This window comes from Mycoplana sp. BE70 (genome assembly GCF_031455855.1).
In the GTDB taxonomy this organism is placed as follows: domain Bacteria; phylum Pseudomonadota; class Alphaproteobacteria; order Rhizobiales; family Rhizobiaceae; genus Mycoplana.
The window spans coordinates 24,145-47,774 of record NZ_JAVDTM010000019.1 but is presented as its reverse complement, the minus strand read 5'-3'; the positions used below and the strand labels follow the sequence as shown (position 1 = coordinate 47,774).

20 protein-coding genes are annotated in these 23,630 nt (G+C 64.6%); 10 read left to right on the top strand and 10 right to left on the bottom strand.

What is annotated here, in order from left to right; translation table 11 throughout:
• Positions 1–9: 9 nt before the first annotated feature.
• From J2Y48_RS24405 to J2Y48_RS24375, 7 genes are all read right to left on the bottom strand, one after another.
• Positions 10–1,290, bottom strand: coding sequence for an FAD-binding oxidoreductase (locus J2Y48_RS24405; RefSeq protein ID WP_310423947.1), 1,281 nt, complete (start codon positions 1,288–1,290; stop codon positions 10–12).
• A 164-nt stretch (positions 1,291–1,454) separates the two neighbouring features.
• Positions 1,455–2,282, bottom strand: a complete 828-nt coding sequence (locus tag J2Y48_RS24400) for a transporter substrate-binding domain-containing protein (RefSeq protein ID WP_310423944.1) — start codon at positions 2,280–2,282, stop codon at positions 1,455–1,457.
• 292 nt (positions 2,283–2,574) lie between these two features.
• Positions 2,575–3,369, bottom strand: coding sequence for a crotonase/enoyl-CoA hydratase family protein (locus tag J2Y48_RS24395; protein WP_310423942.1), 795 nt, complete (start codon positions 3,367–3,369; stop codon positions 2,575–2,577).
• Positions 3,366–4,241, bottom strand: a complete 876-nt coding sequence (locus J2Y48_RS24390) for a hydroxymethylglutaryl-CoA lyase (protein ID WP_310423939.1) — start codon at positions 4,239–4,241, stop codon at positions 3,366–3,368. Before J2Y48_RS24390 ends, J2Y48_RS24395 begins: the two co-directional genes overlap by 4 nt.
• 344 nt (positions 4,242–4,585) lie before the next feature.
• Entirely contained in the window at positions 4,586–5,083 is a 498-nt protein-coding gene (locus J2Y48_RS24385) for a BA14K family protein (protein ID WP_310423936.1), read from the bottom strand.
• Positions 5,084–5,173: 90 nt separating this feature from the next.
• Positions 5,174–6,124, bottom strand: a complete 951-nt coding sequence (locus J2Y48_RS24380; protein ID WP_310423932.1) for a lysylphosphatidylglycerol synthase domain-containing protein — start codon at positions 6,122–6,124, stop codon at positions 5,174–5,176.
• A gap of 392 nt (positions 6,125–6,516) precedes the next feature.
• Positions 6,517–7,908, bottom strand: coding sequence for a dipeptidase (locus tag J2Y48_RS24375; protein ID WP_310423929.1), 1,392 nt, complete (start codon positions 7,906–7,908; stop codon positions 6,517–6,519).
• A 487-nt stretch (positions 7,909–8,395) separates the two neighbouring features.
• Here J2Y48_RS24375 and polA point away from each other — a divergent pair, with 487 nt between their 5' ends.
• From polA to J2Y48_RS24330, 9 genes are all read left to right on the top strand, one after another.
• Entirely contained in the window at positions 8,396–11,374 is a 2,979-nt protein-coding gene (gene polA, locus J2Y48_RS24370; protein ID WP_310423926.1) for a DNA polymerase I, read from the top strand.
• 461 nt (positions 11,375–11,835) lie between these two features.
• Complete coding sequence (locus tag J2Y48_RS24365) at positions 11,836–12,090, top strand: acyl carrier protein (protein WP_310423924.1); 255 nt, start codon at positions 11,836–11,838, stop codon at positions 12,088–12,090.
• Positions 12,087–13,259 (top strand): acyl-CoA dehydrogenase family protein, encoded by a 1,173-nt coding sequence (locus tag J2Y48_RS24360; protein ID WP_310423922.1) that lies wholly within the window; start codon positions 12,087–12,089, stop codon positions 13,257–13,259. The genes J2Y48_RS24365 and J2Y48_RS24360 overlap by 4 nt, the downstream gene beginning before the upstream one ends.
• A gap of 6 nt (positions 13,260–13,265) precedes the next feature.
• Complete coding sequence (locus tag J2Y48_RS24355; RefSeq protein WP_310423919.1) at positions 13,266–14,177, top strand: amino acid--[acyl-carrier-protein] ligase; 912 nt, start codon at positions 13,266–13,268, stop codon at positions 14,175–14,177.
• A gap of 3 nt (positions 14,178–14,180) precedes the next feature.
• Positions 14,181–15,152, top strand: a complete 972-nt coding sequence (locus J2Y48_RS24350; RefSeq protein ID WP_310423916.1) for a DUF1839 family protein — start codon at positions 14,181–14,183, stop codon at positions 15,150–15,152.
• Positions 15,153–15,166: 14 nt separating this feature from the next.
• Positions 15,167–17,632 carry a glycosyl hydrolase 2 galactose-binding domain-containing protein gene (locus J2Y48_RS24345; RefSeq protein ID WP_310423913.1) on the top strand — a complete coding sequence of 822 codons (2,466 nt, stop codon included), beginning with the start codon at positions 15,167–15,169 and terminating at the stop codon, positions 17,630–17,632.
• A 97-nt stretch (positions 17,633–17,729) separates the two neighbouring features.
• Positions 17,730–18,857 carry a DNA replication/repair protein RecF gene (recF, locus tag J2Y48_RS24340; RefSeq protein ID WP_310423910.1) on the top strand — a complete coding sequence of 376 codons (1,128 nt, stop codon included), beginning with the start codon at positions 17,730–17,732 and terminating at the stop codon, positions 18,855–18,857.
• Positions 18,858–18,868: 11 nt separating this feature from the next.
• Positions 18,869–19,636 carry a molybdopterin-synthase adenylyltransferase MoeB gene (locus J2Y48_RS24335; protein ID WP_310423907.1) on the top strand — a complete coding sequence of 256 codons (768 nt, stop codon included), beginning with the start codon at positions 18,869–18,871 and terminating at the stop codon, positions 19,634–19,636.
• Positions 19,637–20,104: a GNAT family N-acetyltransferase gene (locus tag J2Y48_RS24330; protein ID WP_310423903.1), complete on the top strand. Its 468-nt coding sequence runs from the start codon at positions 19,637–19,639 to the stop codon at positions 20,102–20,104.
• A 41-nt stretch (positions 20,105–20,145) separates the two neighbouring features.
• Here the strand turns inward: J2Y48_RS24330 and J2Y48_RS24325 are convergent, their stop codons facing one another.
• Positions 20,146–21,150 carry a D-glycerate dehydrogenase gene (locus tag J2Y48_RS24325; protein WP_310423899.1) on the bottom strand — a complete coding sequence of 335 codons (1,005 nt, stop codon included), beginning with the start codon at positions 21,148–21,150 and terminating at the stop codon, positions 20,146–20,148.
• Positions 21,151–21,328: 178 nt separating this feature from the next.
• Between J2Y48_RS24325 and J2Y48_RS24320 the strand changes: the two genes are divergently transcribed.
• Positions 21,329–21,871 carry an SH3 domain-containing protein gene (locus J2Y48_RS24320; RefSeq protein WP_310423896.1) on the top strand — a complete coding sequence of 181 codons (543 nt, stop codon included), beginning with the start codon at positions 21,329–21,331 and terminating at the stop codon, positions 21,869–21,871.
• Between the two features lie 9 nt (positions 21,872–21,880).
• Here the strand turns inward: J2Y48_RS24320 and J2Y48_RS24315 are convergent, their stop codons facing one another.
• The gene (locus tag J2Y48_RS24315) at positions 21,881–22,873 is read right to left on the bottom strand and encodes an adenosine kinase (protein WP_310423893.1); all 993 of its coding nucleotides are present in this window, start codon (positions 22,871–22,873) and stop codon (positions 21,881–21,883) included.
• 108 nt (positions 22,874–22,981) lie between these two features.
• Positions 22,982–23,551, bottom strand: coding sequence for an elongation factor P (efp, locus tag J2Y48_RS24310; protein ID WP_310423890.1), 570 nt, complete (start codon positions 23,549–23,551; stop codon positions 22,982–22,984).
• Positions 23,552–23,630 lie beyond the last annotated feature (79 nt).

The following is a 23,630-nucleotide window of genomic DNA, read 5'->3' as shown; positions in this document are numbered from 1 at the left end:
CCCGCCCGTTTAGGCAGCGCGCTCGCGCCACCAGTCCTGTGCCTGCAGTTTCCAATAGGTGAGCTGGGCAACCGCCAGCCCCGCCACACCCCCGGCCCAGACGAGCCCGAACGGCTTGAACAGCTTGTAGCGGTCGCTTTCGCCGAGAATGGCCTCGGCAATCAGCTTGCCGCCCATCGCCGTCGTGTTGAGGCCGTGCCCGCCGAAGGCGGTGCAGTGCCAGACGCCGGGCTGCATCTGGCCGATCTGGGGCATCAGGTGGCGGGCGTAGGACATCAGGCCCGACCAGGCGAGCTCCGTCTTCAGGCCGGCAAGCTGCGGGTAGGTGCCGGTCATCTCGCTGCGGAGTTCAGCGACCAGCGCGGCCGTCGAGGCGGCGCGCGTGGTGATGCGTCCGCCCCACAGCAGCCGCTTGCCGCCGTCGACGACGCGGTAGTAGTCGCCGGCGCGGCGGTTGTCGCCAATAGCATCCGTGGTGTCGATTGCCGAGCGGATCAGGTCCGGCGCCTCCTCGCTGACCATCACGTAGGTTGCGATCGGCAGGAAGGCGCGCTTCAGCCGCCCGTTCAGCCCGCCGGTATAGCCGCCGGTGGTGAACACAACCTGCCGTGCCTTGACCCGCCCGCCGGCCGTGGCGACGATCTTTTCCGCGCCGTCGAGTTCGCAGCGTTCCGCCGCCGTCTGTTCGTAGATGCGCCCGCCGAGCCGCTCGATTTCGGCTGCGACGCCGCGCAGATAGTTGAGCGGGTGCATGTGGAAGGCGCGGCCGTCGCGCAGGCCCTGGAAATAGCGCTTCGATTTCAGCACCGATCGGGCGCGCGCGGTGTCGAGATATTCGAGTTCGTAGCCGTAGGTCTTCGCCATCGCGTCGGCGTGCTTCTTCAGCGTGTCGCCGCCGTCATAGCGCAGCATGCTGGAAATGCCCGGCTGCGGACGCGCATCCTCGATGGCAAGTTGTTGGATCGTGTCGCGGACGAAGTCGACGCCCTCGATCGACAGCCGGTGGATGCTGCGCGCCGCCTCGACGCCGGCCATGCGGGCGATGTCGTCGCCGCCGGTGGCAAAGCCGGGGCTGACGAAGCCGCCGTTGCGCCCCGAGGCGCCGAAGCCGACGCTTTCGGCCTCCAGCAGCACGACGGACCGGCCGGCGCGGCAAAGCTGCAGCGCCGTCGTCAGGCCCGCAAGTCCGCCGCCGACGATGACGGTGTCGCATTCGATCGTGCCTGTGAGCGCGGGCCGCATCCGGGCGTCGCTCATGGTTCGCTTGTAGTAGGTGTCGGGATAGGCCATGGGGTCCGCATCACTGGTTGACGGGTGGAAGGGGGCGGTCGGCGCCGCCGATCGTCAGGTCTGATGCCAGTCCCCCGGCAGCCGCGCAGTAGCTTGGGGAGACTGGCATAGGAACAAAAAGCAGGTCGGGTGAAGCCTGGTGTCACGCAACCTGCCTTGGCGCGTCAGTCGGCGGCGTAGTCCTTGCCGTACCACTTGGTGGTAAGGGCTGCCAGCGTGCCGTCCGTCTTCATCTCGGTGATGATCTCGCCGACCTTCTTCGTCCAGTCCGGATCGACCTTCTCGGCGATCACCACCAGTGGCTCGCGGAAGGCGTACTCGCCCTCGAGCGTGCGCAGCGGATAGCCGTTCTTGATGGCGTTCAGCGCCGTTTGCTCCGGTGCGATGACCGCATCGAGGCGGACGCCGTTGCCGAGTCGCAGGTCGTCGAACGGCAGCATCGAATCGGCGAAGGTGCGCACCTCGCCGGGCTCGAGCTTGTATTCGATCGGCGGCAGGCCGGGCGCGTCGATTTCGAGCCGGCGGTTGATGAAGTCTTCCGAGGTGGTGGCGGTCTCGACGCCGATCACCTTGCCGTTCAGGTCGGTGACGGACTTGGCCTCACTGTCCTTGTGCACGACGTAGACATAGGGGCTGTAGTAATAGATGCCGGCGAAGTCGATCACCTGGGCGCGTGCCTTGGTGGGCGTCACCGAGCCGACGCCGAGGTCGTAGCGGCCCTGCCAGCGGCCGCCGGTCAGCGTCGCCCAGTCCGGGGTCTCGAAGCTGACCTCGACGCCGAGGCGCTTGGCGATTTCCCTGGAGACGTCGATGTCGAAGCCGACCAGCTGGTTGCTGTCGTCGAGATAGCTCTGCGGCGGCCAGCCGCTGTTGGTGGCGACGACAAGCGCCTTCTTCTCCATGACCCGGTCGAGCGTTTCCCCAGCCTGGGCGGCGGTCACGAATGCCAGGGCGGCAACGCCGATGGCAAGCTGTGCGAGCAATTTCCTCACGAGATCCTCCTGGTTAGACCGTCAGCAAGTTCCCAATTATGTAAGATGTCTGACAACATGATTTAGAGAAGGCTGGCGATCGGGTGTCAAGCGCAGGAAGCAGCCCTTCCCCCATGAAACGATCTGATAAAGTCATGCGGGTTTGTGATGGCAGTCTATGCTCAGGGGTGTCAGGTCAACTTGGCGAAGGACATTTTCGACAAACGGCGGAAGGCGCTCCCGCGACGCGTCAAGGTGAGTCGGTCCGCACGATGGGAACCCTTCAGCCTTGTGGAACCAAGAGCCACAGGACCTAGCTTGACCGCGCCTTCCAGGACGGCGGCCGCTTTTCGATGAAGGACACCAGACCCTCGCGGGCCTCGACCGTTTCCCAGGTATCGGCAAGCCGCATCAGGGTCATTTCGATCACCTGCTCATCAATCGGCCGGCCGACAGCCTGGACCAGTGCCTTCGCGGCGGCGACGGCATCCGGTGCCGTGGCGAAATAGGGTTCGATCTCGGCCTCGATGGCTGCATCCAGCCCATCCGGTTCGACGACGGCGCTCACAAGACCCACCGACCGCGCTTCATCCGCGGCGAAGATCCGTGCGGAGGTGAAGTAGCGAAGCGCAGCAGCGGAGCCGATCCGGTCAATCACGTAGGGGCTGATCGTCGCCGGGATGAGGCCGAGGCGGGTCTCCGTAAGGCCGAAGCGTGCCCCGGCTGCGGCAATCGCGGCATCGCAGACGCTGATCAGGCCGACGCCTCCGCCATAGGCCTGGCCGTTCACGCGGGCGATCAGGGGCTTCGGCAGCTCGCGCAGCGCCTTCAGCATCAGCGCCAGCTTGCGCGCCTCGGCGGTCCGCTGTTCCCTGGTGGCGTCAACCTGGTCCTTCATCCATTTGAGATCGCCGCCCGCGCAGAAACTCGCGCCCGCGCCGGTGACGACGACCACCCGCACCTGCCGATCGGCCCCGAGCAGCGCGGCAGCTCGCGTCAGATCGGCAATCATCTGGCCGGACAGGGCATTGTGCTGATCCGGCCGGGCAAGCGTCAGCACCGCCACGCCCCGTTGATCGACAGCAATCGAAATCGTCTCGAAATTCATGGTCGAAGGTCCCCTTCCGGCACTCTCACCAGATCGCGTGCATAGGCCGCGGCGTCTGCCAGCATGTTCAGGTCCAGCCCGGTAGGATGCTCCATCGCCTCCAGCATCCGTGCGACGGCCAGCGTATCGACATTGCCCCGCGCCCCCGGGGCGTAGGGGCATCCGCCAAGACCGCCAACCGAGGCATCGAAGACCCGCAGCCCCATGTCGAGACTGATGCGGATGTTGTCGAGCGCGCGCCCGCCCGTGTCGTGAAAATGTCCGGCCAGTTTCTCTGCAGGGGCTCGCGCTAGAACGGCGTGCAGCATGGCGGCGATCTCTTCGGGTGTTCCGCGCCCGATCGTGTCGCCGAGGCTCACCTCATGACAGCCGAGAGCGAATAGCTTGTCGGCGACATCTGCGACGGCCGCAGGCGGGGTCGGCCCATCATAGGGGCAGGCGACGACACAGCTGACATAGCCCCGCAACGGAATGCCGTCGGCCCGCGCCGCGTCCGCGACGGGCTGCAGGCGATGCAGGCTTTCCGCAACCGAGCAGTTGATGTTCGCGCGGGAAAAGCCCTCGGAGGCGGAAACGAAGACTGCCACCTCGTCGGCGCGTGCGGCTCGCGCCGCTTCATAGCCCTTCATGTTCGGCACCAGAACCGAAAAGCGTACGCCCGGGCGGCGAATGATCCCGGCCATCACGTCGGCGCCGTCGGCGAGTTGCGGCACCCATTTCGGGCTGACGAAGCTGGTCGCCTCAACCCGGCGAAAACCGCAAGCCGACAGTCGGTCGATCAGCGCGATTTTCCCGGCCGCCGGAATGATCCGTTTTTCGTTCTGCAGGCCATCGCGCGCGGCCATTTCAACGATCTCGACGAAATCGCCCATCAGCCTTCCTCTTCGCAAGGTTCAGCATTACCGTACCCTCGCTCACTTGGTCGGCGGCGGCAATGGTCATCGATGCGATCACGTCGGGTTACATGGCGCGGCGACTTCGACGCACACACAGCACCGGCTGTCGGCTGAACACTTGCATGGGTGATCAAGGCGACCAAAGCATGATGACTTTCTCTCATGCTTTGGTCGGTTCAGGCATGTCTATGGCATTGGGAAGGTAGATGGTCCGCCAGGTCCACGCCGACCGCCCCGGCGCCCGTCCAAGCGGGCTGTGACGATCTCCGTGCTTTCGCGCAGTCGCGGAAAGAGCGGCTCGCGGCCGCTCTTTCGTTGGGTCAATAGTACGGCGACTGGCACTGCTGACGCGGGCCGTAATAGGGCTGGAACGTATTGTCGTAGGCCCGGTAGGAGCGATAGCGTCCAGCGCACCAATCGAAATGCCTCGGATTGACGCCACCGTCGTAGTAGCGGGGCTGGCTGGCGATCGCGCCCCCGATCAGGGCGCCGGCCGTAAAGGCGGCGAGCGGATACCAGTAGCCGTCGTCGTAGCGGCGATAGCCCTCGCGATAGTAGGGATAGCCGCGATAGCCGCGATAATATCCGCCACCGCCGCGATAGTAGCGGTCGCCGCCGCCGCGATAGTAGCGACCGCCGCCGCTGTAGCGCGGGCCATCGCGATAACCGCGCCGGACATAGTAGTCAACGTTCTCTACGTCGGTCGGAACGGTCGCGCCGGCGCGGGGCATGGCACTTGCCTGAACCGGAACGAAAGCGGTTGCAAGCGTGGCCGCGGACAAGACAGCCGCCATGAGGCCTGTGACGATCTTTCCCATATCTTCAACTCCAAAAAGACTGACTTCTCAGAACAGCGATGAAACAACTTATGGATTAATTCGGCTGAACGGGGGATGAACCGGCTCTGCTCACACCTGATCCTCCTCGTCGGCTCTAATCTGGCTATAGCGTGCGTGCTCGAAGACGAACACGGCACCCAGCCCCAAGACGAAGGGGATGATAAGGTAGAACACGCGGAAGACTGCGAGCGCTGCTAGAACATCTACGGCCTCCAACTCGGGGAGCGCCGCGATGAAGATAAGCTCCAGAACGCCGATGCCGCCCGGCGCGTGCGACAGCAGCGCGGCGGAGAAGGACGCGAGGAAGACGCCGAGCACGACCAGATAGCCGGGGTTGCCGGCCGTTGGCAGCACGAAATAGATGATCGCCGCAGCAGCCAATAGCTCGACCGGAGCAATCAGCAATTGCCGAAGGGCGACGGAGGGGCGGGGATACTCCAGGTGCAGCCAGCGCGTACGGATCGGCCGAAACCCGACGAGGCTGCCGATGATGTAGAGGGCAACCAGGAAGAGGATCAGCACGCCGGTCGAGAACGCCGCTTCGATCGGCAGGAAGGTTGCGAAGCGTTCGATGATTTCCGGCTCGATGATCAGGACAAGTCCGAACAGCACCGCGGTTCCAAGCGCGAAGGTGAACGAGCAGAAGGCGACGAGCACGCCGACCTCGCTGGCCGTCAGGCCCTTCGACGAGTAGGCGCGGTAACGCACGACGGCACCGGAAAGCACGGACGCGCCGATGTTGTGCGCCAGGGCATAGGCCGTGAACGACGCAACGGTGATGAACCACAGCGAGATGCGGTGGCCCAGATGTTCCAGCGCCAAATGGTCGTAGGCGGCCAGTGCGGCATAGGCCGCGATGGTTGCCGCGGCGGCGAGCAGCCAGCCAGAGAGCGGGATCGCCAGAAGGCTGTCCCGGAAATCGTGGTACGAAAGCCCCTTGAGGTCGTGGTAGAGGATCCAGACGGAGAAGACGATGGCCACCGCTCCCACGGCGGGCCAAAAGAGCTTGCCGAGTTTCATGTGACTGAAGACCGCGTGTACGTGCTGTGGCTTGCCAAAATGAGCGATGTCTGCCGCCGCTTGTCCGTACTGCTATTGCTCATGCGGTATGTTTCCTCCCTCGCTTCTCCGCCCCCGCGGAGCCGTCCCTCACGCTGATTTGTCGGCAGCGAAATTAAACCATTGTCGGCAAGCACGACAATGACGCGATTGAAAACCCGCGCAGGTTTGATCGATCGTGATCGGCCCGAGGCGAGCTTCGGCTATTTTCTTTGTGGGAACGTCTTACGCCCACCCTTGGGTGCAAGACGGCGATTTCCGGAGGCGCATCGCACGGAAGGGATGGCGCAACGCGCTTTCCGGGCAGTCGTTGCCCGGAAAGCCTTGCGTGACGTCAGGCGAAGGGGACGGCGTTAACGGGCGCCGAGAGCCGCCAGGATCCGGATCCAGGAGCGGATGCCCTTTTCAAACGAGCGCAGTTCGTATTTTTCGTTCGGCGAGTGGATGCGGTCGTCGGACAGTCCAAAGCCGACGAGAAGCGACTCCATGCCCAGCATCCGCTGGAAATCGCCGACGATCGGGATGGATCCGCCCATGCCGATCATGACGGCGGGCTTCGGCCATTCCTCCGACAACGCGTCCTTGGCCTTGTTGAGTAGCGGCGAATCGTAGGGGAGGTGGATCGCGGGCGAGCCGCCATGCGCGTGGAAGGTCACCGAGCAGTCGGCCGGGATCTTGGAGCGGACGTAGGCACGAAAGGTGTCGCGAATCTTGGCCGGATCCTGGTTGCCGACCAGACGGAAGGAGACCTTCGCGGTGGCTTCCGCTGCGATCACCGTCTTGAACCCCTCACCGGTGTAGCCCCCGACGATGCCGTTCACTTCGGCGGTCGGTCGCGCCCAGGTCAGTTCGAGAACCGAGCGGTCCTTTTCTCCTGACGGGATGGAGAGACCGATCTCGCCGAGGAATTTGTCAGCCGTCTGGCCGAGCTTTTCCCAGGTCGCCTTGATGTCCGCAGGCGTTTCCTCGACGCCTTCGTAGAAGCCCTCGAGCGTCACGCGGCCGGATGCGTCGTGCAGACCTGCAAGAACATCGCTCAGGATATGGATCGGATTTGCGGCAGCACCGCCGAAATAACCGGAGTGCAGGTCGCGGTCGGCCGCCTTGACGACGATTTCCTCGCCGACGAGGCCGCGAAGCCCGGCCGAGATCGCCGGCGTATCCGCATCCCACATGTTGGTGTCGCAGACCAGCGCGTAATCGGCCTTGAGTTCGGCGGCATTGGCCTCAAGGAACGGCTTCAGCGAAGGCGAGCCGGACTCCTCCTCGCCCTCGAAAAGGATCGTCACCTTGCAGGGCAGCGACCCGGCCGTCTCCTTGTAGGCGCGGCAGGCCTCGACAAAGGTCATCAACTGGCCCTTGTCGTCGGAGGTACCGCGGCCGGTGATGATCCGCCGCCCGCCGCCGATGTCGCGCACCGCCGGTTCGAACGGGTCGTTTTCCCAAAGGTTGAGCGGATCGACCGGCTGGACGTCGTAGTGACCGTAGAACAGCACGTGCGGCGCGTCGGGCGTTGTCCCGTCATGGTGGGCGACGACCATCGGATGACCGGACGTCTCGCGCACGGTCGCGTCGAAACCGAGGGAGCGAAGCTCTGCCACCAGCCACTCTGCGCCGCGCAGGACCTCGGCCGAGTAGGCCGGATCGGTCGATATCGATTTGATGCGCACGAGCTCGAACAGACGCTCGAGGCTGGCAGGAACGTTTGCGGCGGCGTGGTCGAGTACGGGTAGCAGATTGGTCATGGTCGAATCCTTCTTTTCGGCCGGACCTTAGCGCATGCAGATGCGGATCGGAATCGATTTCCGAGCGACTTTGCCCGGCCGAAGCGCAGAATTCGAAAAGCAATTGTGGCGCAATCAGGGACGATCAGCGGCTCGGAAACTTGCACCGCAGGCGAGAAGCAGTTGGACGGCAAAGAAAAAGCCGCTGCGGACGGGAGGCGCGTCCGCAGCGGCTCTTGCGAATTGTGGACAAAGGCCCGGAGAGGGGGATAAGGCCTTTGTCCTATAGTCTGGCGCGGCGGGGGACAGGCCGGGATGCCAGACCACGGCTTGATCAGGTGCCGATGACCATCATTTGGGTCCCGGAATATGGCTTTTCAAGGGACTTGCGCCGTCAGGAAAATTACAAATTGGTAACGTTTGTGTGAGGCTTTCAAAGTGGTTTTGGGGAAGTTCTCGGAGGCAAACGACGATGGACGTGCGCAGCGTCGCACGCTATCCATGAGCCATGAAAAATGGTGATCATCTCTTCCTCGTCGACGGCTCGGGCTTCATCTTTCGCGCCTTCCATGCGATCCCGCCGCTGAGCCGCAAGTCGGACGGCCTGCCGGTCAACGCAGTCTCCGGTTTCTGCAACATGCTGTGGAAGCTGCTCAAGGACGCGCGCAACACCGATGTTGGCGTGGCGCCCACCCATTTTGCCGTCATCTTCGACTACTCCTCGAAGACCTTTCGCAACGAACTCTATGACCAGTACAAGGCGAACCGCAGCGCGCCGCCGGAAGACCTGATCCCGCAGTTCGGGCTGATCCGCCATGCGACGAGGGCCTTCAATCTCCCCTGCATCGAAAAGGAAGGTTACGAGGCCGACGACCTGATCGCCACCTATGCGCGCCTGGCCGAGGCGGTCGGTGCCGACGTCACCATCGTCTCCTCCGACAAGGACCTCATGCAACTCGTGACACCGAAGGTGTCGATGTATGACGGCATGAAGGACAAGCAGATCTCCGTTCCGGAAGTCGTCGAGAAGTGGGGCGTCACCCCGGACAAGATGATCGATCTGCAGGCGATGACGGGCGATTCGACCGACAACATTCCCGGCATTCCCGGAATCGGGCCGAAGACGGCGGCCCAACTCCTGGAGGAATACGGGGATCTGGACACGCTCTTGGCCCGTGCCGAGGAGATCAAGCAGCAAAAGCGGCGCGAGAACATCATCGCCAACCGCGCCCAGGCGCTGCTGTCGCGCGAACTGGTGACTCTGAAGACGGACACGCCGCTCGACGTGCCGCTCGACGATCTCGTGCTTGAGCCGCAGGACGGCCCGAGGCTGATCGCCTTCCTCAAGGCGATGGAGTTCAACTCCCTCACCCGGCGTGTCGCCGAAGTCTGCGGCTGCGATGCATCCGCGATCGAGGCGGCTTTCGTTCCGGTCGAATGGGGTACGAACGCCCATGGCCCGGACCTCGACATCGTCGCCGGGCGACCGGTGACCGACGACGCGACGAGCGCGGCGCAGGCGGCCAGCACGTTGCTGCCGGACGCCTCTCCGGACGCACCGACGCCGGCGGCACTGGCAAAGGCGCGCGCCGCGCTGTTCGCCGACCGGTCGTTCGATCGCTCCGCCTATGTGGCGATCCGCGACCTTGCAGCCCTCGACAGTTGGATCGCCGATGCGCGCGAGACGGGCCTCGTCGGCTTCACCACGGCGACGACGATGCAGGATGCGATGCAGGCGGAGCTTTGCGGCTTTTCGCTGGCGATCGCCGACAACGCCAAGGGCCCGGCCGGCGCTTCCATCCGCGCCGCCTACGTTCCGCTGCAGCACAGGACCGGCGCCGGCGACCTGCTCGGCGCCGGCCTTGCGGACGGCCAGGTGCCGGTCGGCGAGGCACTCGGGCGGCTACGGGCGCTGGTCGAAGATCCCTCGATCCTGAAGGTGGCGCAGAACCTCAAGTTCGACTACCTGGTCCTGAAGCGGCACGGCATCACCATGCAGAGCTTCGACGACACCATGCTGATGTCCTATGCGCTGGACGCCGGCGCGGGTGCGCACGGCAGGGATTCGCTGTCGGAGCGCTGGCTCGGCCACAAGCCGACCGCGCTGAAGGACGTGGCGGGCAGCGGCAAGGGCGCGCAAAGCTTCGACCTCGTCGACATCGACCGGGCGAGCGCCTACGTGGCCGAAAATGCCGACGTGTCGCTGCGCCTGTGGCATGTGCTCAAGCCACGGCTTGCAGCAGAAGGGCTGACGACCGTCTACGAGCGGCTGGAGCGGCCGCTTGTGCCTGTGCTCGCCCGCATGGAGGAACGCGGCATCACCATCGACCGGCAGGTGCTTTCTCGCCTTTCGGGCGACCTCGGCCAGGGTGCGGCCGCGCTCGAGGACGAGATCTACCAGCTTGCCGGCGAGCGCTTCACCATCGGTTCGCCCAAGCAGCTCGGCGACATCCTGTTCGGCAAGATGGGTTTGCCCGGCGGCGCGAAGACGAAGACCGGCCAGTGGTCGACGTCGGCGCAGGTGCTGGAAGACCTCGCGGCTGAAGGCGTGCCGCTGCCTCGCAAGATCGTCGACTGGCGGCAGCTGACGAAGCTGAAGTCCACCTATACGGACGCGCTGCCCGGCTACGTCCATCCGCAAACCCGGCGCGTGCACACCTCCTACTCGCTCGCCTCGACGACGACCGGCCGGCTGTCTTCGGTCGATCCGAACCTTCAGAATATTCCGATCCGTACGAGTGAAGGGCGCAAGATTCGCGCCGCCTTCATCGCTTCGCCCGGACACAAGCTCGTCTCGGCCGACTACAGCCAGATCGAGCTGCGCGTGCTTGCCCATGTCGCCGACATCCCGCAGTTGAAGCAGGCCTTCGCCGACGGGATCGACATCCACGCGATGACGGCGTCGGAGATGTTCGGCGTGCCGGTCGAGGGCATGCCCGCGGAGGTGCGCCGCCGCGCCAAGGCGATCAACTTCGGGATCATCTACGGCATCTCCGCCTTTGGCCTCGCCAATCAGCTCTCCATCGAACGCTCCGAAGCCGGGGACTACATCAAGCGCTACTTCGAGCGTTTCCCCGGCATCAAGGACTATATGGACAACACCAAGGCCTTCGCGCGCGAGCACGGCTACGTGGAAACCATCTTCGGGCGCCGCGCGCACTATCCCGAGATCAAGTCGTCCAATCCTTCCATCCGTGCCTTCAACGAGCGGGCAGCCATCAACGCGCCGATCCAGGGGTCGGCGGCCGACATCATCCGCCGCGCCATGGTCAAGATGGAGCCGGCGCTTGCCGCGGGCGGGCTCTCCGCCCGCATGCTGCTGCAGGTGCACGACGAACTGATCTTCGAGGTCGAGGATGCGGAGGTCGAACGCACGATGCCGATCATCGTCGACGTGATGGAAAACGCCGCCATGCCGGCGGTCGCGATGAAGGTGCCGCTGAAGGTCGAGGCCAGGGCGGCGCACAATTGGGATGAGGCGCACTAAGCCCGGCCCGAGGGGGCGTCCGGCTTCTGCGTTTCCGCGCGCCCGGTTGGATGCGGCTTGCCCCATAGCAGCCGGCGGCAGACGCACGGGCTACGAAGCCGATCGGCCCGTTGTTCCTGCGTGCCGGATCTCCTCGCGGCACATCAGGACGCCTTGCGAATAGGTCGGCGAAGCTTCGATTCGAGTCATGGTTAGCAATCGTTAAATCGGGCGGGCAAGCGCCCGCGAAAACGCGTGCAGTATCTAAAAGCGCTCTGAAAAAACGGCGAATTTTTGAGCGCCTGTGCTCCTGTGGGTCGGTGGCTACGGACTGACAGACGTGCGCGCACGTGCATTTCACGAAATCTTATCCATGTCTTTTCAACCGTTGTTACATCCACCCCTGTATGCCTCTGGTTGAACTTAGCCGTGGCGAGCGAACTCAATGCACCGCGCCACGAAGAACATAGGAGAAGATTGCCATGACAGAGAAAATTCGTGAGCTGCTCGCTAAGCATGGTGGTCTTCCGGTCGCCGTGGACCAGATTGCCGACGATGCCGATCTCTATGCGGCCGGCATGTCCTCCTTTGCATCCGTCCAGATCATGCTGGCGATCGAGGAAGCCTTCGACCTCGAATTCCCCGATACGTTGCTCAACCGCAAGTCGTTCCAGAGCATTGCCGCGATCACGCGCGCCGTCGAGGGGCTTGTCCGTAGCGCGGAGGCCGCCGAATGAACGTATCCACCGGGGCAACTCTGACCGAGCGTGCCGCCCGTGTCGCCGCCGTGGCCAGCGGCCACGCTGACGATGTCGACGTGAAGGGCCGCTTTCCGCGGGAGGCGGTCACGGCCATGGCGGCCGAGCGCCTTCTGTCGATCCAGATCTCACCCGAGTTCGGCGGCGAAGGTACCAGCCTTGCCGAGATCGCCGAGGTCTGCTCGGTGCTCGGGCAGTCCTGTGCGTCGGCTGCGATGGTCTTCGCCATGCACCAGATCAAGGTGTCCAGCCTTGTGTCGCATGGAGAAGACAGCCCCTGGCACCGGGCTTTCATGGGCCGGATAGCGGCAGAGCAACTGCTGCTCGGTTCGGCGACCACCGAGGGCGGCATCGGCGGCAATCTGCGCAACAGCATCTGCGCCATCGAGGTCGAGGGCGATCGCTGCCGGCTGGAGAAGGACGCCACCGTCATCTCCTATGGCGCGGATTCCGATGCGATCCTGATCACCTCGCGCAGCCATGCGAATGCCGCGTCGACCGACCAGGTGATGACGGTCTTCACCAAGGACCAGTACACGCTGGAGCGCACCCAGGTCTGGGATACGCTCGGCATGCGCGGCACCTGCTCGGACGGCTATCTGTTCAAGGGCGAGGCGCCCGCGGAGCAGATGCTGCCGAAACCGTTTGCCGAGATCGCCGCGCAGTCGATGCTGGCGACGTCGCATCTGCTGTGGAGTGCGGTCTGGTACGGCATTGCCGTCGACGCGATGGCGCGCGCGCAGGCGTTCGTCCGGGCTGCTGCCCGCAAGTCGCCCGGCCAGACACCGCCGGGCGCGCTACGTCTGGCGGAGGCATCGAACCTCCTGCAGCTCTTGAAATCGAATGTGGTCGCCGGCCTGAAGGAATTCGAGACGGCGAAGGCCGATCCTGACCGGCTGTCGTCGATGGGCTTTGCGGTATCGATGAACAACCTGAAGATCGGCTCGTCCGAGACGATCCTGACAATCATCAACCATGCCATGCTGATCTGCGGCATCCTGGGCTACAAGAACGGTACGCCCTACAGCCTCGGCCGGCATCTGCGCGATGCGCATTCGGCACAGCTGATGATCTCCAACGACCGCATCCTCGGCAATACGTCCAATCTCCTGCTCGTTCACAAGCAGGACACCAGTCTCCTGGGGTGAAGAACCATGGATATGCAGACCTCGTTTCTCGACCGGCTGTTTGACGCCGGCCTGCTCATCGACACTGGCGTTGATGGCCTCTACGGCCGCAGCGGCCAGTTCGAGGACGTGATCATCGCCTTCGAGCGCATGATCGATCGCTTCGGCGGCGCCGACGGCGCGGAGGCCATGCGCTTTCCGCCCGGCATGAACCGCGCCTTCTTCGAACAAAGCGGTTACATGAAAAGCTTCCCGCAGCTTGCCGGCACCGTGCATTCCTTCTGCGGCAATGAGCTCGATCACATGAGCCTGTTGAAGTGCATGGAGGTTGGCGAAGAGGACTGGACGAAGGACCAGAAGGCGACCGACATCGTGCTGACGCCGGCGGCGTGCTATCCGCTCTATCCGACCGTCGCCAGGCGCGGCCGCATTTCGATGCGGGGAGCATTGTTCGACCTGCAGTCCTACTGCTTCCGCCACGAACCCTCGCAGGACCCCGCGCGCCAGCAGCTTTTCCGCATGCGCGAATATGTCTGCATGGGCACGGAACAGCACGTCACCGACTTCCGCCAGTCCTGGATGGATCGCGGCGTGCAGATGATGAAGGAAGTCGGCCTCGACGTGACAATCGATGTTGCCAACGACCCCTTCTTCGGCCGCGCCGGCAAGATGCTCGCCAACAACCAGCGCGATCAGAACCTGAAGTTCGAGCTGCTGATACCGATCACCTCGGTCTCCAAGCCGACGGCCTGCATGAGCTTCAACTATCACCAGGACGCGTTCGGCGCGAAATGGGAGCTCTATCTGGAAGACGGCAGCGTTGCCCATACGGCGTGCGTCGGCTTCGGCTTGGAGCGCATCGCGCTTGCCCTGTTCCACACCCACGGGCTCGATGTCGCCGAGTGGCCGGCGAGCGTTCGCAAGGCCCTTTGGGGTTGAGACGTGACACAGTCGGTCTTTCCCGGGCTTGATCCCGCCACCTACCGCTCCCATGCGCTCCACGACCAGGAGCGCATGTGGCCGGAAACCAACTGCTACGTCGATCTGTGGATCGAGGTACTGAACGCGCTGGCCCTTGCACCGGAGGCCATGCTCGGCTTTACGCTGACGCAGGACTTCGAAGGCGACCAGTTCACCTTCTTCAAGGTCCCACTCGAAGACCTCGAAGCCCTGTATGGGATCCGCTGCACCGAGCTTGCTATCTACGACCGCATCGAGCGCCATGTCGCCGAGCAGATTAGCCGAGGGCGGCTGTGCCTCGTCGAGATGGACAGCTATTACATGCCGGACACCCACGGTGTGGCCTACCGCCTGGAACACGGCAAGACGACGGTGGCGATCAACCGGATCGACCTTGAGAACCGCACGCTGGATTATTTCCACAATGCTGGGTTCTTCCACCTGGAAGGCGAAGACTTCAACGGGCTCTTCCAGCTGGGCGAGGCAGGCGGCGCGCTGCCGTTTCTGCCCTACACGGAATTCGCCAAGTTTCCGAAGTCCGATCCGTCGGAGCCGCATAGGCGTCGGGAAGCCAGGCGCCTGTTGCGCTACCATCTGGAGCGCCGGCCGCAGGACAATCCCGTCGCGGCCTTCGCCAGCGTCTTCCCCCAGCAGGTCGAGGCGGTGGCGGAGCGTCCCTTCGGCTTCTTCCACAAATACGCGTTCAACACCTTGCGGCAACTCGGGGCCAATTTCGAGCTCGCCGCCAGTCATCTCGACTGGATTGCGCCGGACGGCACGCTGGCTGACGCAGCCATGGCTGCCCGCCGGATTTCGGAAGTCGCCAAATCGGTCCAGTTCCAGCTCGCCCGCGCGGTGACCCGCAAGCGTTTCGATGCGCTTGCGACCGTGCTCGCTCCCGCCGTCGAATCCTGGGAGGATTTGATGCGGGTGCTCGCGGATCGTGTCGATTGAAGGGGGCTGAGCCCATGGGTCATTGCGAAACAGACACGCTGCCGCAGCAAGTGGACCTCCGCGAAGGATGGCACCTGTTCCTGACGGAGGCCGGAGCCTGGTCCGATCCTTCGATGTGTTCCGACGACGTCGAGGCGGTGGAAGCAACGGTGCCCGGGACTGTCGCGGGCGCCCTGGAACGCGCCGATCGCTTCGACCGCACTGATCCCCGCCCTTTGAATGACCTCGATGCCTGGTACTTCCTTGACTTCGCAGGCGAGAAGCCTGGGCCGGCCACGCTTGTTTTCGAAGGGCTGGCGACAATTGCGGAAGTCTATTGGAACGGAGAGAAGCGGGCAGACGTCACGTCGATGTTCGTCGCCCACGAACTTGCCGTAACGCTGACGGGTGACGATCGGCTCGCCATCTGCTTCCGGGCGCTTGCGCCGCACCTGGACAAGCGCGGGCCCCGCGCCCGCTGGCGGCCGCAGATGATCGTTCCGCAAGGCTTGCGGCTCGTGCGCACGACGCTTCTTGGTCACATGCCGGGCTGGTGTCCGCCGGTGCAGGCCGTTGGCCCCTATCGCCCCGTCCGTCTGGTTCGAGCGCGATCCGTCACGCCGCAGGATGTGCGGCTGCGAGCGACGCTCGATTCCGATGGCGTCGGGCACCTCACCGTCTCGTTCCTGGGCGATGGCTTTGACGGCACGCCCGAACTTCGGTGCGCCGGTTTCGGTGTTGAAATGGCGCTGGCGGAGGACGGCCGGTGGAGCGCGGAGCTTTCCGTCGCCAATGTCGAAGCCTGGTGGCCACACACCCACGGGCGACCGGACTTGCACGCGGTGGAAATCCACGTCGGTGGACAGAGCCATGCGATCGGCCGCACCGGCTTCAGGCGCTTGGATATCGATCGCGGCCCGGACGGCAGCGACTTCTCTCTCCGCGTGAACGGCGTGCCGGTGTTCTGTCGCGGCGCGGTCTGGACGACTGCGGACATCGTCGATCTGCCGGGCGAACGGGAGCGGTACGAACCGCTGCTGCGGACCGGGGCCGAAGCCGGGATGAACATGCTGCGTATCGGCGGCACGATGACCTACGAGACGCAAGCCTTCTTCGATCTGTGCGACGAGCTCGGCATTCTCGTCTGGCAGGATTTCATGCTGGCGAATTTCGATTACCCGGCGTCCGACCCGGATTTCGCTACCCTAGTCCACACCGAAGCCGAGCAATTTCTCCGGCGCACCGCCGCCTCGCCGTCGCTCGCTGTTCTTTGCGGCGGCAGTGAAATGTTCCAGCAGGCGGCAATGCTCGGTCTGCCGCGGCCGGCCTGGAGCGGTGCGCTGACCGACAGCATCCTGCCGCAAGCGGTCGAAGCGTTGCGTCCGGATGTGCCTTTCGTGGCGAACTCGCCTTCCGGCGGCGCCATGCCGTTCTCGCCGAATGTCGGGGTGACGCACTATTACGGCGTCGGCGCCTATTGCCGCCCGCTGGAGGACGCCCGCCGCGCCCATGTGCGCTTTGCAGCCGAATCGCTTGCCTTCGCCAACGTGCCCGTACAGTCGACGCTCGACGCGCATCTGCCGGTTCCTGCCGTGCACGATCCGCGCTGGAAGGCGCGCGTGCCACGCGACCGCGGCGCCTCGTGGGACTTCGAGGACATCCGCGACCACTATCTGGGCCTGCTCTACGACTGCGACCCGGTACGGCTGCGCCGCGAGGACCCGCCCGGCTATCTCGACCTCTCCCGCGCCGTCAGCGGCGAGGTGATGGAGGCAACCTTTTCCGAATGGCGCCGACCGCAGTCGAGCTGCAACGGCGCGCTTGTCTGGACCTTCCAGGATCTTCTGCCGGGTGCCGGCTGGGGGGTCGTCGATTCCACGGGGCTGCCCAAGCCCGCCTGGCACGCACTGCGGCGCGCCTTCCGGCCGGTGCAGGTTCTCCTGTCCGACGAGGGTACCAACGGTCTCGATGTCCATGTGCTCAACGAGAGCGATCGGCAGCGGGCCATGACCGTCGAAATCGTCTGCCTGCGCGACGGCCGCCAGCCCGTCGTCTCCGGTCGGCGTGACCTTGTTCTGGAGGCACGCGAGGCCATCACGATTGCGGCGACCGACCTCTTTGGCGCCTTCTTCGATACGACCTATGCCTTCCGCTTCGGACCTCCGTCGCACGACGTGACGGTCGCGACGTTGCGCGAAGGAGAAATCGCCGCGCCCGTCGCACAGGCCTTTCATTTCCCCAGCGGCCGGGCCAAGGCGCTGCTGGCGGGCAACGCCACGGCCGGTCTCGTGCAGGCGGATGAGGATTGGGTGCTTCGGATCGAGGCCGACCGGCTGTTGCAATCGGTGCACATCGATTGCCCGGGCTTCCTGCCGTCGGACAACTGGTTCCATCTCGCGCCCGGCGAGACGAGAGACATCCGCCTGACGCGAACCGATGGCGGGGAGTGGCCGTCCGGAGAGGTCAATGCGCTGAACCTCGCCTCGCCGGTTTCGTTCTGAGCCCGGCCGTGCGTGGACCACCAACGGTGTCCGTGCGGCGGCCTTGCTATTGCAGCCGCTTCGGCATAGCTCTCTGGCGGAACGATCCGGATGCCTGATGCCCCACAAGGTCACCATATCCCGCCTGAAGCTCCACGATTTTCGCAATTATGCGTCGATCGCGTTGGGTCTTGACGGCCGCCATGTCGTTTTGACCGGGGCGAACGGCGCCGGCAAGACGAACCTGATGGAGGCCATCTCCTTTCTGTCGCCCGGCCGCGGATTGCGGCGAGCGGCTTATGCGGATGTTGCGCGTGAAGGCGCCCAAGGCGGTTTCAGCGTCTTCGCCGTCGTCGACGGCATGCAGGGCGAGATCGAGATCGGGACGGGCACGGAGAGAGGCGACGAGGGGCAGTCGCGCCGCCTTCGCCTGAACGGCACGCCCGCCCGCTCGGTCGACGAGTTGCTGGATCACCTGCGCGTCATTTGGCTGACCCCCTCGATGGATGGGCTGTTCACCGGACCGTCCGCAGACCGGCGCCGCTTCCTCGACCGCCTTGTCCTTTCGCTCGATCCGGAACACGGCCGACGGGCAGCGGATTTCGAGAAGGCCATGCGTGGTCGCAACCGGCTTCTTGGCGAGCCGCGCCCGGATCCGCAATGGCTGAGCGCGCTCGAGCGGCAGATGGCGGAGCTTGGCGTGGCGATGGCGCTGGCACGCCGCGAGCTGGTCGGACTTCTCGCCGGGATTGTCGAGGCGGCCCGCGACGAGGGGCCGTTCCCTTCGGCCGTGATGTCACTGACCGGCTTTCTCGACCAGGATCTCGACCGACCGGCCTACGAGATCGAGGAGACATACGCCGCCCTGCTTGCCGATGGGCGCTACCGCGATGCCGCCGCCGGCCGGACGCTCGACGGCCCGCACCGCGTCGACCTCCTGATCCGCCACCGCGAGAAGGACATGGATGCGGCCCGTTGTTCCACTGGCGAGCAGAAGGCGCTGCTGGTTGGCCTCGTGCTGGCGCATGCCGGCCTCGTCGCCGGCATGACGGATCACGCCCCGATCCTGCTTCTGGACGAGATCTCCGCCCATCTCGACGAGAAACGCCGGGCCGCACTTTTCGATCGTGTCGATGCACTCGGCGGCCAGACCTTCATGACCGGCACGGATCGTGCCATGTTCGAGGCGTTCGGCGATCGGGCACGGTTTTTGACCGTGGCGAACGGAACGATTGCCGAGGATTGACGGAGGAGACCGTGGCAACCGCAGAACCGCTAGGCCCCGAGGAGATCGAGCGCTATCGCCGCCATATCGTGCTGGCCGAAATCGGTGGCGCCGGCCAGCAGAAGCTCAAGAACGCGTCCGTGCTCGTCATCGGCGCGGGCGGCCTCGGCGCGCCCGTTCTTCAATATCTTGCCGCCGCCGGTGTCGGCCATATCGGCATCATCGATGACGACACGGTGTCGCTCTCCAACCTGCAGCGGCAGGTGATCCACGGCACCGCAACGATCGGCCATAGCAAGCTCGAAAGCGCCAGGGCCGCGATCGAAGCGCTCAATCCGCATGTGCGCGTGACACTGTTCGGCGCCCGGCTGACGCCGGACGCCGCGCCACAGCTCCTGCAGGGCTTCGATCTCCTGCTGGACGGTTCGGACAATTTCGATACCCGCTATGCGGCCGCCGATGCTGCGGAGACGGCGCGGATACCGCTTGTCACCGGCGCCGTCGGTCGCTTCGATGGTTCGCTGACGGTGTTGAAGCCTTGGGAAAGGGCCGCGGACGGCCAGCAGAATCCGGGCTACCGCGACCTCTTCCCGGAGCGGCCGCCGCCGGGTGTCGTGCCGTCCTGTGCCGAGGCTGGCATCGTCGGCGCGCTGACCGGCGTCATCGGCACCCTGATGGCCATGGAGGCGATCAAGGTGATCACCGGGGCCGGCGAGCCGCTGGTCGGGCGGCTGATGCTCTATGACGGGCTCGCCGCCCGCTTCGACGTCATGCGCTATCGCCGGCGCGAGGGTCCCTAGATGGACGTTCAGCGGCTGGGCGCGTCCTTCCGTCGGTATGACGAGTTGCTTGCGGTCATTCGATCCGCCTTTGCCTATATGGATGGCCGCATCGACCCGCCATCCTCCGCACTGCAGTTGACTGCAGCCAGCCTCGAGCAAAAGGCCCTAACAGAGATTGTGTTCCTGGCTGTCGACCGCGCTGACATTGCCGGCTGCATCTTCTGCCGACCGGAGCCTGACTGCTTATACGTCGGCAAGCTCGCGGTGCTGCCCAAGCGTCAGGGAACTGGCGTCGGCGGCGCGCTTCTTGCGGCGGCGGAGCGGGAAGCACGGACGCTCGGCCTTGCCGCCCTGCGCCTCGAAACCCGGATCGAACTCGTCGACAATCACACCCGCTTTCGCGCCTGGGGTTTTGAGAAGTCAGCCGAGAAACGCCATGCGGGCTATGACCGGACCACCTCGATCGAGATGACGAAGCGCCTCTGATCAGAGCAAATCGCGGTGTGATTCCGCAGCGGGCTGTCTGTCTAGGTCCGCCCCGGCAGGACGCGGTCGGGGGGACGGTGACCGTCGAAGAAGGTTCGGATGTTGATCACCACCTTCTCGCCCATGTCGATCCGGCCTTCGAGCGTCGCCGAGCCCATGTGCGGCAGGAGCACGACCTTGCCCTCGGTTGCGAGCTTTACCAGCTTCGGATTGACGGCGGGCTCGTGCTCGAACACGTCGAGGCCGGCGCCGGCGATCTTGCCTTCACGCAAGGATTTGATCAGTGCGGCCTCATCGATGATGCCACCGCGCGCCGTGTTGACGATGTAGCTCGACGGCTGCATCAGCGCCAGCCGCCGCGCCGACAGGAGATGGTAGGTCGCCGGCGTCGAGGGGCAATTGACCGATACGATATCCACACGCGCCAGCATCTGGTCCAGGCTGTCCCAGTAGGTCGCCTCGAGTGCTTCCTCAGTCGCCGGGTGAACACGGTGACGGTTGTGGTAGTGGATCGACAGACCGAAGGCTTTCGCGCGACGCGCCACGGCCGTTCCGATCCGGCCCATGCCGACGATGCCGAGCCGTTTTCCCCAGATGCGGTGCCCGAGCATCCAGGTCGGTGACCAGCCGGCCCATTCGCCCTTGCGGTCCGTCAGGAGCTGGGCCCCTTCCGCGAGACGGCGCGGCACAGACAGGATCAGCGCCATCGTCATGTCGGCCGTGTCCTCGGTCAGGACGTTCGGCGTGTTCGTCACAGTGATGCCGCGCCGGGCGGCGGCATCCACGTCGATATGATCGACCCCGTTGGAGAAGCTGGCGATCAGCTTGAGTTGCGGTCCGGCCTGCTCGATCAGGGCGGTGTCGATTCGGTCCGTCACCGTGGGAACCAGGACATCGTAGGTCTTTACGGCGGCAACAAGCTCCGGTTGCGTCCGCGGCGCATCCTCGATGTTGAGTTCGGCGTCGAACAGTTCGCGCATGCGCGTTTCGACTACATCAGGCAGGCGACGGGTAATGTAGACCTTCGGCTTTTTCTTGTTCGTCATGGCCTGTCCGAGCGTCCTGTTGACGGGTCCTTAACCAAGATCGGTAAGACTTGGTTCATCAAGGGCATTTTCTACCAGACCCCGTCGCGAAGACAATCCGCTCCGAAGGCTAGTCCAGTGATTTGCGCGCCGGCAGGGTCCGGCTGGCAGGTGCCCAGTGGTTGAAGTGGATCCCGTCATGCGTCGCTCATATATCCGCACTTGCACCGTCGCGCTTGCCGCCCTGATTGCTTTGGCTTCCCATTCCGTTCCGGGCGCTTTCGCACAGGCCTCCAAGGGGCCGAGCGGCCTGCCTCTGCCGCGATTTGTCAGCCTGAAGGCCAAGAGTGTCAACCTGCGCGTCGGCCCGAGCGTCGACTACGCCGTCTCCTGGCGGTACATGAAGTCCGGCGTGCCGGTGGAGATCATCCAGGAGTACGACAATTGGCGCCGCATCCGTGACGCCGACGGCACCGAAGGCTGGGTCAACCAGGCGCTGCTTTCCGGCGAGCGCACGGCGATCACCGCGCCGTGGATGCGGGGCAAGGGAGCCGACGTCTACGTCAACATGCGCCGCGATCCGCAATCCGCCAGCACGGTCGTCGCCAAGCTGGAGCCCGGCGTCGTAATCAAGGTGGGCGAATGCAACGGCGATTGGTGCCATGCCGAGGTGGACCGCACGGAAGGCTGGGTGGCGCAGGGCGAAATCTGGGGTGCCTACCCCGGCGAGGCCTTCAAATAGCTAGAGCCTTCAGGCGAGTCCTGCCTTGACGGCGGCCTCGGCCAGCGAAGTCATTGGCCGCGGGCCGATCTGCTCGATCACAATTCCCGCCGCCAGGCTGCCGAGCTTGCCACAGTCCTCCAGTGTGCGCCCCTGGGTGTAGCCATGCAGGAATCCGGCCGCGTACAGATCGCCGGCGCCCGTCGTGTCCACCACCTGCTCGATCGACGAGGCGTGGACGCGGATGCGTTCGCCGCCCGTCTGGATGATAGATCCATGCTCGCTCATGGTAACGACCGCCAGGCGGCAATCCTTGGCGATCGTCGCCAGTGCGTGCTCGAAATCCTCGGTCTCATAGAGGGCCAGCACCTCGGCGCGGTTGGCGAAAACGATGTCGACGGTTCCCGAACGCATCAACTCGAGAAACTCGTCGCGGTAGCGATGGACACAGAAGCTGTCGGAGAGGGTCATCGACATTTCGCGGCCGTTGGCATGGGCGATGCGCGCACACTTACGGATCGCATCCTTGGCGCGCGGCGGGTCCCACAGATAACCCTCGAAGTAAGTAACCTTGGACGCCGCCACGACCGCTTCTTCCACGTCCTCGGGGCCGAGTTCGACGCATGCGCCGAGATAGGTGTTCATCGAGCGCTCGCCGTCCGCGGTGACGAAGATCATTGACCGCGCCGTGGGCGGAATGCGATCGAGCGGCTTGGTCGCGAAGTGGACGCCCTGGGCGTGGATGTCGTGGGTGAAGATCTCACCGAGCTGGTCCTTGGCGACCTTTCCGAAATAGGCCGCTCTCCCGCCAAAGCTCGCAATTCCTGCCGCAGTGTTGCCGGCGCTGCCGCCGGAAGCTTCGACCGCCGGCCCCATGCGCGAGTACAGCAATTCGGCCCGCTCCGCGTCGATGAGGTTCATCGCGCCCTTGATGATGCCATTGTCGGTGAGGAACTTGTCATCGCAGCGGGCGATGATGTCGACGATGGCATTGCCGACCGTCAGCACGTCGAATTGGGTCATGCGGAATTTCCGTCTCGAAGGGTAAGAGCCGGCTATCGGTCATAGCGGAATTTGGAGGGAATGTAAGGGGGCCGCCCGAGCCGGTGCCGGTCGGGCGGCGAAATGCCGTCAATCCTTGGCGCGCTCGACGTAGGAGCCGTCTTCGGTCGCAATCACGACTCGGGTGCCGGCCTGGATGTGCGGCGGTACGAGCGTGCGAAGGCCGTTGGACAGCATCGCCGGCTTGTAGGAGGACGACGCGGTCTGACCCTTGACGACCGGCTCGGTCTCGGTGATTTCGAGGATCACGTTGCGGGGCAGTTCGAGCGAGATCGCGACGCCCTCGTGCGTCTTCAGGATGACCACCATGCCTTCCTGCAGATAGGCCTTGTCATCGCCGACGTCCTCGGCCGACATGGTCAGCTGGTCGTAGCTTTCCGGGTTCATGAAGTGGAAGCCATCGCCGTCTTCGTAGAGAAAGGTATGCTCGCGGTCTTCCACGTGGGCGCGCTCGACCTGCTCGGTGGTGCGGTAGCGCTCGGACACCTTCACCCCGTCGGAGATGCGGCGCATGTCGACCTGCGTGACCGGCGTGCCCTTGCCCGGGTGAAAGTTCTGTGCCGTCAGAACCACGTAGAGCTTGCCGTCGACATCGAGCACGTTGCCCTTGCGGACGGAAGAAGCGATGATCTTTGCCATAAGTCTTCCTTGTATCTGGTGCGGCCCCGTCGTAGAGGACGATTGAAGTTTCATCCCCGGACCGCGGAAAGCGGGATCG